An 11,951-nucleotide genomic window follows, 5' to 3' on the forward strand; every position below is an offset into this window, starting at 1 on the left:
CAAGCCCGCTCCCACATTTGTTGCAACGTGGCCATGCCTGGGAGGCCATGGTTGTCAGCCTTGGCGCAAGATTCAAGATCGGTGGGGCGGCAGCAGCGCCAACGGGGAGATATCGCCAGTCCAACAAAGCGGGCAACCATGGCCTGACAGGTTTGGTACGTTGCAACAAATGTGGGAGCGGGCTTGCCCCGCGAAGCGCCGCGCGGGCGGCGCTCGGTCTCATAGGCGCTGAAATTGCTAAGGCGAACACCTTGCGGCCCTCATGCGAACTGAAGGCAAGCACTCACTGCTTCATGCCCAGCTCAGCATCATCCATCAGCGCCTTGGCCATTGCACTCAGGTAGTGGGCAGCCCAGATCATCATCGGTTTCTCGTCCATAAGGCCGGTGATGGTCAGCTCGCGGACATAGCCCATCAGTTCCGAGGACTGCTCGCGGGCGTCCTTGCACGGGATACCGGGTTCGATGCGGAACAGTGGGTGGGTGCCGTTTTCGCCTTGGTAGAAGGTGGTTTTGCCGACGGTGAATTGAGTGTCTTCTGTGGTCATTTTTGAATCCCCTGAAAATTCTCGACTGCCTGGACGGGCCCTTTCGCGGGTGAACCCGCTCCCACAGGTATTGCATCTACCTCATGGCTTGTGGAGATCCTGCGGGAGCGGGTTTACCAGCTCCCCACAGGTACTGCATCTACCTCATGGCTTGTGGAGATCCTGTGGGAGCGGGTTTACCCGCGAAGAGGCCAGCCCAGACAAAGCAACACTAAAACCTCAGTGCAAAGTCCGAGGCCCAGTGGGCATCTGCACCTGAATCAGTGCCGACTCCAGCAAAGCCCGCAACGTCTCCAGTTCATGCATCGACGTCATCATCAAAACCGACGCCGGCGATTTGGGCTGCAGCAGCATGGCCTGATGCACAACGGTCGCAGCGCACAGCGCGTAGTCCGTGGCCTGGATCAGGGTGTCTTCAAGGGAATGGGTAGCGTGGGGCGGATCGGGGACAATCTTTAGCATAGTGACATTCTCTGTAGGTTAATCAGAGACCGGCACTCATGACTTGCAGTGTGATGGGTGGCGGCCACGTACGGGTCTGCAAGACCGGACAGAGAACGAAACCGGCAGGTTCGAAAACCTCCCGTACGCAGCCACCATAAAGCGCGCGCAATGGCATGCCATTGGCTATCGGTGATCGGTAATCGTTCTCTGAGCGGGCTTGCAGGCCCGGTCGCTGATTTGGCAACGACAGGGCCACACTAGGCCGCCAGGAACAACACCGCAATGGCTCAAGGGCGCTAGGAAGCTATTTCAGAAATGGCCTACGCGCAACGGGAAAAATCTGATTATCAGAAGTCATACCGCGCCCCAACCATCATGCTCCGCGACGGCCCGTAGAAGTTGAACGTCGAGGTCGACCCCACCCGCGACAGGTAGTCCCGGTCGAACAGGTTGTTGACGTTGAAGGTGGCCGTCAGCTTCGAGGTAACCGGATACGACAGCATTGCATCCACGGTCGCATAGCCTGGCGCGTCGATGCGCACACCGCCGTTCTCGGAATAGAAGTTGCTCATCGCCGAGATACCGCCACCAATCGCCAGGCCGTTCAGCGGCCCTTGGCTGATGGTGTACTTGCTCCACAGCGATGCCTGGTTGCGCGGCATGATGAAGAAGGTGGTTTCGGCATCGCCCTTGAGGGTTTCGGTTTCCATCCAGGTGTAGCCGGCCAGCACTTCCCAGTTCGGCGCCAGCTTGCCGCTCACTTCCACTTCGGCGCCTTTCACACGGGTCTTGCCGGATGCAACAGAGTCAGTGGTAGCCACACCGTCGGCGTCATACACGGTGGTCGCGCGGTTCTTGTCGGTCAGGCGGAACACCGAGAAGCGGGTATTCAGGTCGCCACCGAAGTAGCTGCTCTTGAGGCCAAACTCGTACTGCTCGCCCTCACGCGGCTTGAGTACCCGGCCATTGCTGTCGGTGTCGGACTGCGGCTTGAACACCTGCGAATAGCTGGCGTACAGCGCATGGTTCTCGGTCAGGTCGTAGACCAGGCCGCCATACGGGGTGAAGTGGCCATCCACGCGCTTGCTGTCGTTGGTGGTGGCGCCGCTGCTGAGAGTAGTGGTGTAGAAATCACCGCGATACCAGCTGAAGCGGCCCCCGGCGATAAGCGCCAGACGCTCGACCGGGCGGAAGGTGACCTTGGAGTACAGGCCGTATTCCTCTTCCTGCATACCAGTCTCGGTGCTGTAATTGGGCGATGGCTTGGCGAACTGCTTCGGCGAGTATGTATTGACGTTGATGGCGCCAAGGTTGGTTGTGCCGTTGAGGTACTCGGTGTCGTAGTTCTTGTAGTCGCTGCCGACCACGAATTCGCTGACCTGGCCGAAGGTTTCGAACGGCTGGCTGTAGCTGGCGTCCAGCGAGTAGGTGTCCTGGGTGAAATCGCGGGCGCTGGCGCGCTCGGAGTTCGCGCCAGTGGTGGCGTTGGTCGCGGTGAAGGCGTACAGGTAATTGGTGTCGCGATGCGAACCACGTGCTGCGACACGGCCATAGCCCCCGTTGTCGAAGCGGTGGGTCAGCTCAGCGACCAGGTCGGTGGTCTTGCCGTCGAAGTAATTCCAGTCAGCCCCCAGGAACTTCGAATGGCTGAAGTCGGGCACTTCGCCGGACAGCGTTGCCGGATAGCCATTGTGCGGGGTGATGTTCTTCACTTCATGAATCAGGCCGAACGAGAGAGTGGTGGCGTCGTCCAGGTCGACGTCCAGCGCACCGTAGTAGCTGTTGCTGGTGTTGGCGTTGTAGTCGACCTCGCCATTGGTGTCATCACGCGAGGCGATGAAGCGTCCGCGCACACGGCCAGCATCATCCAGCGGCCCGCTCAGGTCGATTTCTTCGTGGTTGGTGTCCCAGGTGCCATAGCTGCCTTCGACGTGCCCCTGAAACTCGGCGGTCGGGCGCTTGCGCACCATGTTGACGATGCCGCCCAGTTCGCTGGTACTGCTGAACAACCCGGCCGGGCCACGCATGATCTCGACACGGTCGAATGCCGCCAGCGATGGTACTGTACCGAAGATGCTGGCCATGGGCGCCGGCAGGCCGTCGATATTGAACTCACTGTACTCGTAGCCACGGGCGTAGATCGACGAACGGCCACTGTCGTTGGTCAGGGTTCGCAGGCCGGCGGTGTACTTGGCCAGGTCATCGAGGTGCACGAACCGGCGGTCCTTGACGTAGTCCTGGGTGTAGACGGTGATCGATTGCGGAATGTCCTTGAGCGCTGCGGGGGTCTTGGTACCCACGGTGGCGGCGTCCACGCTGTAGCCGCCGGTGTCTTCCGACGGCAGCATGTCGTACAGGCGGTTGCCTTCGATGGTCAATGCTGGCAAGTCAAGCGCGTTGTCCTCGACAGACGCCTGGGTCGCTACCGTTTCGGCAAGTGCCGACAACGAAAACGGCGCCAGCACCCCCAGCACCAGCCAGCCCCGAACCCTTCGCGAGTCCCCCAAACTTTTGAAACTGCTCATGACACCCTTCCCCAAATGGTAGTAATTCGCAAACGAAACAAGTTGCTTTTTGCGAACGATACCGAAGGGAAATCGGGGGTGCAGCAGGATTAACCTTCTTAACACATCAAGGCGTTGCCCTCGCCCTGCCGGCAATGGGATGATTCGTAATTGATACGAATTCTCATTCAAGGCTCGCCGTGCCCACCTCACTCCTCCTCGCCGAAGACGACGCACGCCTGCGTCAGGACCTGGAACGTCATTTCCTCAACCGGGGTTTCCGGGTGCACGCATGCGCCACCGGCGCCCAGGCCCTGAATGCCATACAGCAATCACAGTTCGAGCTGGTGCTGCTGGATATCATGCTGCCGGGCATCGATGGCCTCAGCCTGCTCGACGAGTTGCGCCGGCAGCAGGCGGTGCCGGTCATGCTGATGTCGGCGCTGGGGGCCGAGCAGGATCGCATCAGTGGCTTTACCCGGGGCGCGGACGATTACTTGCCCAAGCCCTTCAGCCTGGCCGAGCTGGATGCCCGGGTCGATGCGTTGCTGCGGCGTGTGGCGTTCGATCGTGGTACGGCGCTGCGTGCCGACGTCGGCGAGGTGATGCTCGACCATGACCGCCAGGACGTTATCCACAAAGGCAAGGCTGCCGGCCTCACCGCCTCCGAATTCCGCTTGCTGGCCACCCTGCGGGCCCACCCCGGCGAAGCCTTGAGCAAACCGTTTCTCTACCAGACCGTGCTGCACCGGGCCTACACCCGCCTGGACCGCGGCCTGGATGTGCATGTATGCAACCTTCGCCGCAAGCTGGCCGACATCGCTGCCCAGCACCTGCAGATCCAGGCCGTACGCGGCCAAGGGTACATCCTGGTCGACACGGAACAAGTCTGATGCGCCGTCATCCCTTGCTATGGAAGCTGGCCGTACTGCAGGTCGGCTTCTGCCTGTTGCTGACCTGGCTGATCTGGACCTGGGGCCTGTCGGTGGAGCGCAGTACCTACTTCCTGTCCCAAGCCGACCAGGACTACCTGGCGCGCTTTGCACAGCAAGCCGAACAGGCCTGGGAGCAAGGCGGCGCGGCGGGTGCCGAGGCCTGGCGCAGGCAACTGGAACAGGCCGAGGGCACTTGGGTGGCGCTGGTCGGGCCGCATCTGCAGAGCCTTGGCAGCACCCCACTGAGCGCTGAGGAAGCCAGCCACCTGACCTTCATGCGCAAGCTCGACTGGCCGATGAGCCGGCGCCTGCAGGATGAACTGCCCTACGTCAGCATCGAGTTCCCGCAGCACCCCGAACATGGTCGCCTGGTAATGCAACTGCCCGAACACCTGTTGCCTACCGGCCTGACCCCATGGACCCATGTGATCACCCATGGCGTTGCCCCCACGCTGCTCGCCCTGCTGCTGGTTCTGGCGCTGTACCGCCACCTTGTGGTGCCACTGAACCGTCTGCGCGACCGTGCCGACGCCCTGCGTGCCGATGACCTCGACAGCCCGGCCCTGCCCCTGCAGGAGCGGCGCGATGAGCTTGGTGAACTGGCGCAGGCCTTCGAGCACATGGCCGGGCGCCTGCGCCAGAGCCTGGAGCAGCAACGCCTGTTGCTGCGCACGCTGTCCCACGAACTGCGCACGCCGCTGGCGCGGCTGCGCATCGCCCATGACAGCAGCTTGCCGCCAGCCCAGTTGCGCGAGCGCCTGGACCGCGAGGTCGCCGACATGCAGAAGCTGCTGGAGGACACGCTGGACCTGGCCTGGATGGATACCGAACAGCCCAGCTTGCCGACCGAACCGGTGTTGATGGTTTCGGTGTGGGAAGCCTTGTGCCAGGACATCTGCTTCGAAAGCGGCTGGGACCGCGCCCGCCTGCCCTGCTCGCTCGGCCCCGACTGCGTGGTGCAAGCCCACTTGGACAGCCTGGCCCAAGCCTTGGAAAACCTGATGCGCAATGCCATCCGCCACTCGCCGGCCGAGGGCCGGGTCAATCTGGATGGCTGGCTGGAGGGCGATTGCTGGCACCTGCGCCTGAGTGACCAGGGCCCCGGGGTGCCGCACGCCGAGCTCGAACGCATCTTCAAGCCCTACCAGCGGCTGGCCGACAGCGGCGCGGGCTTCGGCCTGGGCCTGGCCATCGCCCGCCGCGCCATCGAACTGCAAGGCGGGCGCTTGTGGGCCAGCAATGGTCACCCGGGCCTGTGCCTGCACATGACTTTGCCGATGGCCCAGGACTGTTTAGAAAGTTAATGCGCTTTACGCTCAATCAGGACTGATTATCATCTGGACGTTCCTGCCTTGCGCTCCTTGCAAAGCCCTGATGAGACACCTGATGAGCAAGATGACCCTGACGCTGGCTTTGGTGCTGGCCCTTGCGGCCCCTGCTGCCCTGGCGCAGCCCGAGCATCAACAGAAGATGGATACCTCGCTGCTGCAGCGCCAGGACCTGGCCTACCGCTTCAGCCAGCTCGACCTGGACTCGGCCGATGGCCAGCGTCATTACCGCTTGTGGGTCGGCCAACCAGACCGCCCGGCGCCAGCGGCAGGTTACCCGGTGCTTTGGATGCTCGATGGCAACGCCGCGCTGGGGGCGTTGGACAGCCTGCTGCTGGGCAAGCTTGCCGCCGGCCAGGCGCCATTGCTGGTGGCCGTGGGGTACCAGACCGATCAGCGGATCGAGCGGGTCGGGCGTACCTATGACTACACCCCGGCGCTGCCTGGGCAGGCTGAGCAGCTGGACCCGTTGACCGGGCAACCGAGCGGTGGCGTGGACGAGTTCCTCGATCTGCTGAGCGAGCGCATGCGGCCGCTGGTGGCGGGTGTGGCACCGATCGACCTGCAGCGGCAGACGTTGTGGGGACATTCCTACGGTGGGTTGGCCGTGCTGCATGCGCTGTTCACCCGGCCTGGGGCTTTCAGTGACTATGTGGCGGCCAGCCCTTCGCTGTGGTGGCATGATGGTGCGATCGTGCGTGAGGCGCAGGGGCTTGGACAGCGCTTGGGTAGCAGCCGGCCTCGATTGTTACTGATGCGCGGGAGTGAGGAGCCGGCTAACCCCCGCATGCCGGTGCAAGGCGATGGAGAACGGGCGGCGCGAGAGCTGGCGGCAGACCTGGCCAAGGTGCCGGGGTTGCAGGTACGGTTCGAACGATTTGACGGGCTGGGGCATGGGCCGATGTTACCGGCCTCGCTGAAGCGGGTGATTGAAGGGATGTCTCGATAATCCTGCACTGGTCTCTTCGCGGGTAAACCCGCTCCCACAATGCCTCTTCAGCCCTTCACACATACCACCTGCCGCAAGGTGTGCACCACCTCCACCAGCTCCTGCTGCGCGCGCATCACCGCATCGATGTCCTTGTAGGCCATGGGGATCTCGTCGATCACCTCCTTGTCCTTGCGGCATTCCACATGCGCCGTGGCCCGCCGCTGATCTTCCCCGGTGAAGCGGCTCTTGGCCTTGGTCCGGCTCATCAGGCGACCGGCACCATGGCTGCAGGAACAGAACGACTCCTCGTTGCCCAGCCCTCGAACGATAAAGCTCCTGGCCCCCATTGAGCCGGGAATGATCCCCAACTGCCCTTTCTGCGCCGACACCGCCCCCTTGCGCGTCACCAGCACTTCCCGGCCAAAATGCTGCTCGCGCTGCACATAGTTGTGGTGGCAGTTCACCGCTTCCAGGCTGGCCTCGAACGACTTGCCCAGCGCCTTGCGAGCCGCACCGACCACCGCCAGCATCATCAGCTCGCGGTTCTGCCTGGCGTAATCCTCATGCCGTAGCCGATATCCACCCCCACTGCGGCGGGGATGATCGCGCCAACTGTGGGGATCACACTGCCAATGGTCGAGCCCTTGCCCAGGTGCACATCCGGCATCACCGCCAGGTGCTTGAAGATGAACGGCATCCTGGCCGTGTTGAGCAGTTGCTTGCGGGCGTCGTCTTCCACCGGTACGCCGTCGGTCCACAACTTTACCGGCTTGCCGTCGGCGACCTGGAGAATATCCATGGGGCTGTTCCTCGAATGCATAACCGCATGATACCGCCAAAGGTCGTAGAGCCGTGGATTGCCTGCGGGGTGGCAATGTGCTGTATGCTTGGCCGGTCTTCAGGGCGGGGTGAAAGTCCCCACCGGCGGTAAATCGAAAGATGAGCCCGCGAGCGCCCCGGCCATGCCGGGGGTCAGCAGATCTGGTGAGACTCCAGAGCCGACGGTCATAGTCCGGATGAAAGAAGGCGTCAGGCAGGGGCCATACGGGCGCCCCTGCGCACGCATTTTGTTCGCCCCGAGACGTTCATCGATCATTCACGAGGAGCGTTTCATGTCCACCATGCACCACCCGCAATTCCCCAATGTCAGCGCCGCCATCGCCGCCTTCCAGGCCGGGCGCCCTGTGCTGCTGCTCGACGACGACGACCGCGAGGACGAAGCGGACATCATCGCCGCCGCCGAGAACATCTCGCTGCAGACCATGGCCATGATGATTCGCGATTGCAGCGGCATCGTCTGCCTGTGCCTGGACGAGGCCACCGTCGACGAACTGCAACTGGAACCCATGGTGCAGAACAACCAGGCCCGCCACGGCACCGGCTTCACCGTCACCATCGAGGCGGCGGAAGGCATTACCACCGGAGTGTCGGCCCAGGACCGCATCACCACCATTGGCGCGGCACTGCGCTCCACTGCCGACCAACGCCATATCGTCAGCCCGGGGCATGTGTTCCCGCTGCGCGCCCGCAATGGCGGGGTGCTGACCCGCCGTGGCCACACCGAAGGCTCGGTAGACCTGGCACGCCTGGCCGGGTTGCGCCCGGCGGCGGTGCTGTGCGAGCTGATGAACCCCGATGGCACGATGGCCCGTGGCGAGCAGGTGGCGGTGTATGCGCGGCAGTACAATCTGCCGGTGCTGACCATCGAAGAACTGGCGCGGTACCGTGAGGCCATGCTGGAGCTGGAAGCAGAGCCAGCCTGATCCACCGCACGGGGCCGCTTTGCGGCCCATTCGCGGGTAAACCCGCTCCCACAGGGACCGCGCAGACTCGGAACCGGTGCAGTACCTGTGGGAGCGGGTTTACCCGCGAAGAGGCCGGCAAGTGCAACCTCAGGCTGCCGGAAGTTTGCTCCCCCCGCCCCGCTCTGCTAGTGTCGCGCCGTTCTGAATGCCACCGAGACAGTCGCCATGGCCCGCAAAAAAGCCTCCCTCGATTTCGAGCAATCCCTCGCAGACCTGCAAGCACTGGTCGAGCGCCTGGAGAACGGCGAGTTGTCGCTGGAAGAGTCGCTGGCCGCCTTCGAGCAAGGCATCGCCCTGACCCGCGATTGCCAGGGCGCCCTGGCCCAGGCCGAACAGAAGGTGCAGATCCTGCTGGAACGCGATGGCGAGCTGGCTGCCCAGCCCTTCGACGCGGAGCCGGAAGCATGATCGGCACCTACCAGGCCAGCTGCCAGGCCCGGGTCGACGCCGCCCTCGAGCCGTTGTTCGTCGCCCCGACCAAGGAACTCGAACGCCTTTACGCCGCCATGCGCTACAGCGTGATGAACGGTGGCAAACGTGTTCGTCCGCTGCTGGCCTACGCGGCCTGCGAAGCCTTGGGCGCCCCGGCCGAACAGGCCAACGGCGCAGCCTGCGCCGTGGAACTGATCCACGCCTACTCGCTGGTGCATGACGACCTGCCGGCCATGGATGACGACGACCTGCGCCGCGGCCAGCCGACCACCCACAAAGCCTTCGATGAGGCCTGCGCGATCCTCGCCGGCGACGGCTTGCAGAGCCTGGCCTTCAGCGCCCTGCTCGACCCGCGCCTGAGCCCGCAGGCTGACAGCATTCGCCTGGCCATGGTCCAGGCTTTGGCCAAGGCGGCCGGCCCGGCAGGTATGGTTGGTGGCCAGGCCATCGACCTGGGCTCGGTTGGCCTGAAGCTGGACCAGCAGGCGCTGGAGTTCATGCACCGGCACAAGACCGGTGCGCTGATCGAAGCCAGCGTGCGCCTCGGCGCCCTGGCCAGCGCCCGCGCCGAACAGGCGCAACTGGCTGCCCTGCAGACCTATGCACAGGCCATCGGCCTGGCATTCCAGGTGCAGGACGACATCCTCGATGTGGAAAGCGACACCGCGACCCTGGGCAAACGCCAAGGGGCTGATATCGCCCGAGACAAACCGACCTACCCGGCGCTGCTGGGCCTGGAAGCGGCCAAGGCCTATGCGGTCGAACTGCGCGACCAGGCGCTGGTCGCACTGAGTGGGTTCGGCGACAAGGCCGAGCCGCTGCGAGCGCTGGCACGCTACATCGTCGAACGCCGCAACTGATTTGATTGGGGCCGCTGGGCGGCCCATCGCCGGCAAGCCAGCTCCCACAGAGCCCCCACAGGCCTTGAGCATTGTGAACAACCTGTGGGAGCTGGCTTGCCGGCGATGGGCTGCAAAGCAGCCCCCATGCGACACCCGTCTGAATGGGCAGTATTTCCTACAATGGGGTAAACTGCCGCGTCTTCACACACCTATAACGACTCGCCTGATGCCCACGACGTTTCAAGAGATCCCCCGCGAACGCCCGGTCACGCCGTTGCTCGACCGCGCTGACACGCCTGCCGGCCTGCGCCGGCTGGCTGAAGCCGACCTGGAGACCCTGGCCGACGAACTGCGCCAGGAGTTGCTCTACACCGTGGGTCAGACCGGTGGGCATTTTGGTGCCGGCCTGGGCGTCATCGAGCTGACCATCGCCCTGCACTACGTCTTCGACACCCCCGACGACCGGCTGGTGTGGGACGTGGGCCACCAGGCGTACCCGCACAAGATCCTCACCGGGCGCCGTAACCGCATGCTCAGCCTGCGCCAGAAGGACGGCATTGCCGCCTTCCCGCGCCGCAGCGAGAGCGAGTACGACACCTTCGGCGTCGGCCACTCCAGCACATCGATCAGCGCTGCACTGGGCATGGCCATTGCCGCCCGCCTGCAGCACAGCGAACGCAAGTCGATCGCGGTGATCGGTGACGGCGCGCTGACCGCCGGCATGGCCTTCGAGGCGTTGAACCACGCCCAGGAAGTCAACGCCGACATGCTGGTTATCCTCAACGATAACGACATGTCGATTTCGCGCAACGTCGGCGGCCTGTCCAACTACCTGGCCAAGATCCTCTCCAGCCGCACCTACGCGAGCATGCGCGAAGGCAGCAAGAAAGTGCTGTCGCGCCTGCCGGGCGCCTGGGAAATCGCCCGCCGCACCGAGGAGTACGCCAAAGGCATGCTGGTGCCGGGCACGCTGTTCGAAGAACTGGGCTGGAACTACATCGGCCCGATCGATGGCCACGACCTGCCGACCATGATCGCTACCCTGCGCAACATGCGTGACCTCAAGGGCCCGCAGTTCCTGCACGTGGTGACCAAGAAGGGCAAGGGCTTCGCCCCGGCCGAGATCGACCCGATCGGCTACCACGCCATCACCAAGCTGGAGCCGGCCGACAAACCCGCCGCACCAAAGAAAGCCAGCGGCCCGAAGTACTCCGCAGTGTTCGGCCAGTGGCTGTGCGACATGGCTGCCGCCGACAACCGCCTGGTGGGCATTACCCCGGCGATGAAGGAAGGCTCCGACCTGGTCGACTTCAGCGAGCGCTACCCGGAGCGTTATTTCGATGTGGCGATCGCCGAGCAGCATGCCGTGACCCTTGCGGCCGGCATGGCCTGCGAGGGCAGCAAGCCGGTGGTGGCGATCTACTCCACCTTCCTGCAGCGCGCCTACGACCAGCTGATCCACGACGTGGCGGTACAGAACCTCGACGTGCTGTTCGCCATCGACCGCGCCGGCCTGGTCGGCGAAGACGGCCCGACCCATGCGGGCAGCTACGACCTGTCGTACCTGCGCTGCATCCCGGGCATGCTGGTGATGACCCCAAGCGACGAGAACGAATTGCGCAAGATGCTCAGCACCGGCCACTTGTACAACGGCCCGGCGGCTGTGCGCTACCCACGTGGCACCGGCCCGAACGCGCCGATCAGTGGTGACCTGGAGCCGCTGGAAATCGGCAAGGGCGTGGTCCGTCGCCAGGGCGAGAAAGTCGCCTTGCTGGTGTTCGGCGTACAACTGGCCGAGGCCATGCAGGTGGCTGAGCAGATCAACGCCACCGTGGTCGACATGCGCTTCGTCAAACCGCTGGATGAGGCGCTGGTGCTGGAACTGGCTGCAAGCCATGAGCTGCTGGTGACCATCGAAGAAAACGCCATCATGGGCGGTGCCGGTGCGGCTGTTGGTGAGTTCCTGGCCAATGAGGCGATCGTGAAACCGCTGCTGCACCTGGGGTTGCCGGACATTTATGTCGAGCATGCCAAGCCTGCGCAGATGCTGGCTGAGTGTGGGCTGGATGCGGCCGGGATCGGGGCTTCGGTGAAGGCTCGGATGGCCAGGCTAGGCCTGTAAACCCTGGGGCCGCTTTGCGGCCCATTCGCCGGCAAGCCAGCTCCCACCTCGACCGCGCCAG

10 protein-coding genes, 1 pseudogene and 1 riboswitch are annotated in these 11,951 nt (G+C 63.9%); of the genes and pseudogenes, 7 read left to right on the forward strand and 4 right to left on the reverse strand.

Annotated elements, in window-relative coordinates; translation table 11 throughout:
• Positions 1-283 precede the first annotated feature (283 nt).
• From J5M58_RS22485 to J5M58_RS22495, 3 genes are all read right to left on the reverse strand, one after another.
• On the reverse strand, positions 284-547 hold the full coding sequence (locus J5M58_RS22485) for a DUF3077 domain-containing protein (RefSeq protein ID WP_207879678.1): 264 nt from the start codon (positions 545-547) through the stop codon (positions 284-286).
• Between the two features lie 219 nt (positions 548-766).
• Positions 767-1,009: a hypothetical protein gene (locus J5M58_RS22490; RefSeq protein WP_112254106.1), complete on the reverse strand. Its 243-nt coding sequence runs from the start codon at positions 1,007-1,009 to the stop codon at positions 767-769.
• Between the two features lie 329 nt (positions 1,010-1,338).
• Positions 1,339-3,516 carry a TonB-dependent siderophore receptor gene (locus J5M58_RS22495; RefSeq protein ID WP_207879680.1) on the reverse strand — a complete coding sequence of 726 codons (2,178 nt, stop codon included), beginning with the start codon at positions 3,514-3,516 and terminating at the stop codon, positions 1,339-1,341.
• A 179-nt stretch (positions 3,517-3,695) separates the two neighbouring features.
• On the opposite strand from J5M58_RS22495, the gene J5M58_RS22500 reads away from it, so the two are divergent.
• The 3 genes from J5M58_RS22500 to J5M58_RS22510 all read left to right on the forward strand — a co-directional run bounded on the left by J5M58_RS22500 (position 3,696) and on the right by J5M58_RS22510 (position 6,707).
• Positions 3,696-4,388: a response regulator transcription factor gene (locus tag J5M58_RS22500; RefSeq protein WP_207879682.1), complete on the forward strand. Its 693-nt coding sequence runs from the start codon at positions 3,696-3,698 to the stop codon at positions 4,386-4,388.
• A complete protein-coding gene (locus tag J5M58_RS22505; RefSeq protein ID WP_207879683.1) occupies positions 4,388-5,734 on the forward strand; it encodes a sensor histidine kinase in 1,347 nt (448 codons plus the stop codon). Before J5M58_RS22500 ends, J5M58_RS22505 begins: the two co-directional genes overlap by 1 nt.
• Positions 5,735-5,816: 82 nt before the next feature.
• A complete protein-coding gene (locus J5M58_RS22510) occupies positions 5,817-6,707 on the forward strand; it encodes an alpha/beta hydrolase (protein ID WP_207879685.1) in 891 nt (296 codons plus the stop codon).
• 47 nt (positions 6,708-6,754) lie between these two features.
• On the opposite strand, the pseudogene J5M58_RS22515 reads toward J5M58_RS22510, so the two are convergent.
• Positions 6,755-7,488 (reverse strand): annotated as a pseudogene (locus tag J5M58_RS22515) (RtcB family protein).
• A 91-nt stretch (positions 7,489-7,579) separates the two neighbouring features.
• Positions 7,580-7,721: riboswitch (FMN riboswitch) on the forward strand.
• 80 nt (positions 7,722-7,801) lie between these two features.
• Between J5M58_RS22515 and ribB the strand changes: the two are divergent.
• From ribB to dxs, 4 genes are all read left to right on the forward strand, one after another.
• Positions 7,802-8,452, forward strand: a complete 651-nt coding sequence (gene ribB / locus J5M58_RS22520) for a 3,4-dihydroxy-2-butanone-4-phosphate synthase (protein WP_207879687.1) — start codon at positions 7,802-7,804, stop codon at positions 8,450-8,452.
• Between the two features lie 207 nt (positions 8,453-8,659).
• Positions 8,660-8,902, forward strand: coding sequence for an exodeoxyribonuclease VII small subunit (locus J5M58_RS22525; RefSeq protein ID WP_003255380.1), 243 nt, complete (start codon positions 8,660-8,662; stop codon positions 8,900-8,902).
• The gene (gene ispA / locus J5M58_RS22530; protein ID WP_112254100.1) at positions 8,899-9,786 is read left to right on the forward strand and encodes a (2E,6E)-farnesyl diphosphate synthase; all 888 of its coding nucleotides are present in this window, start codon (positions 8,899-8,901) and stop codon (positions 9,784-9,786) included. The genes J5M58_RS22525 and ispA overlap by 4 nt, the downstream gene beginning before the upstream one ends.
• Before the next feature lie 208 nt (positions 9,787-9,994).
• Positions 9,995-11,890 (forward strand): 1-deoxy-D-xylulose-5-phosphate synthase, encoded by a 1,896-nt coding sequence (gene dxs / locus J5M58_RS22535; RefSeq protein ID WP_112254099.1) that lies wholly within the window; start codon positions 9,995-9,997, stop codon positions 11,888-11,890.
• Positions 11,891-11,951: the final 61 nt, after the last annotated feature.

It is taken from the genome of Pseudomonas sp. 32_A, from assembly GCF_017490905.1.
Lineage (GTDB): Bacteria > Pseudomonadota > Gammaproteobacteria > Pseudomonadales > Pseudomonadaceae > Aquipseudomonas > Aquipseudomonas inefficax.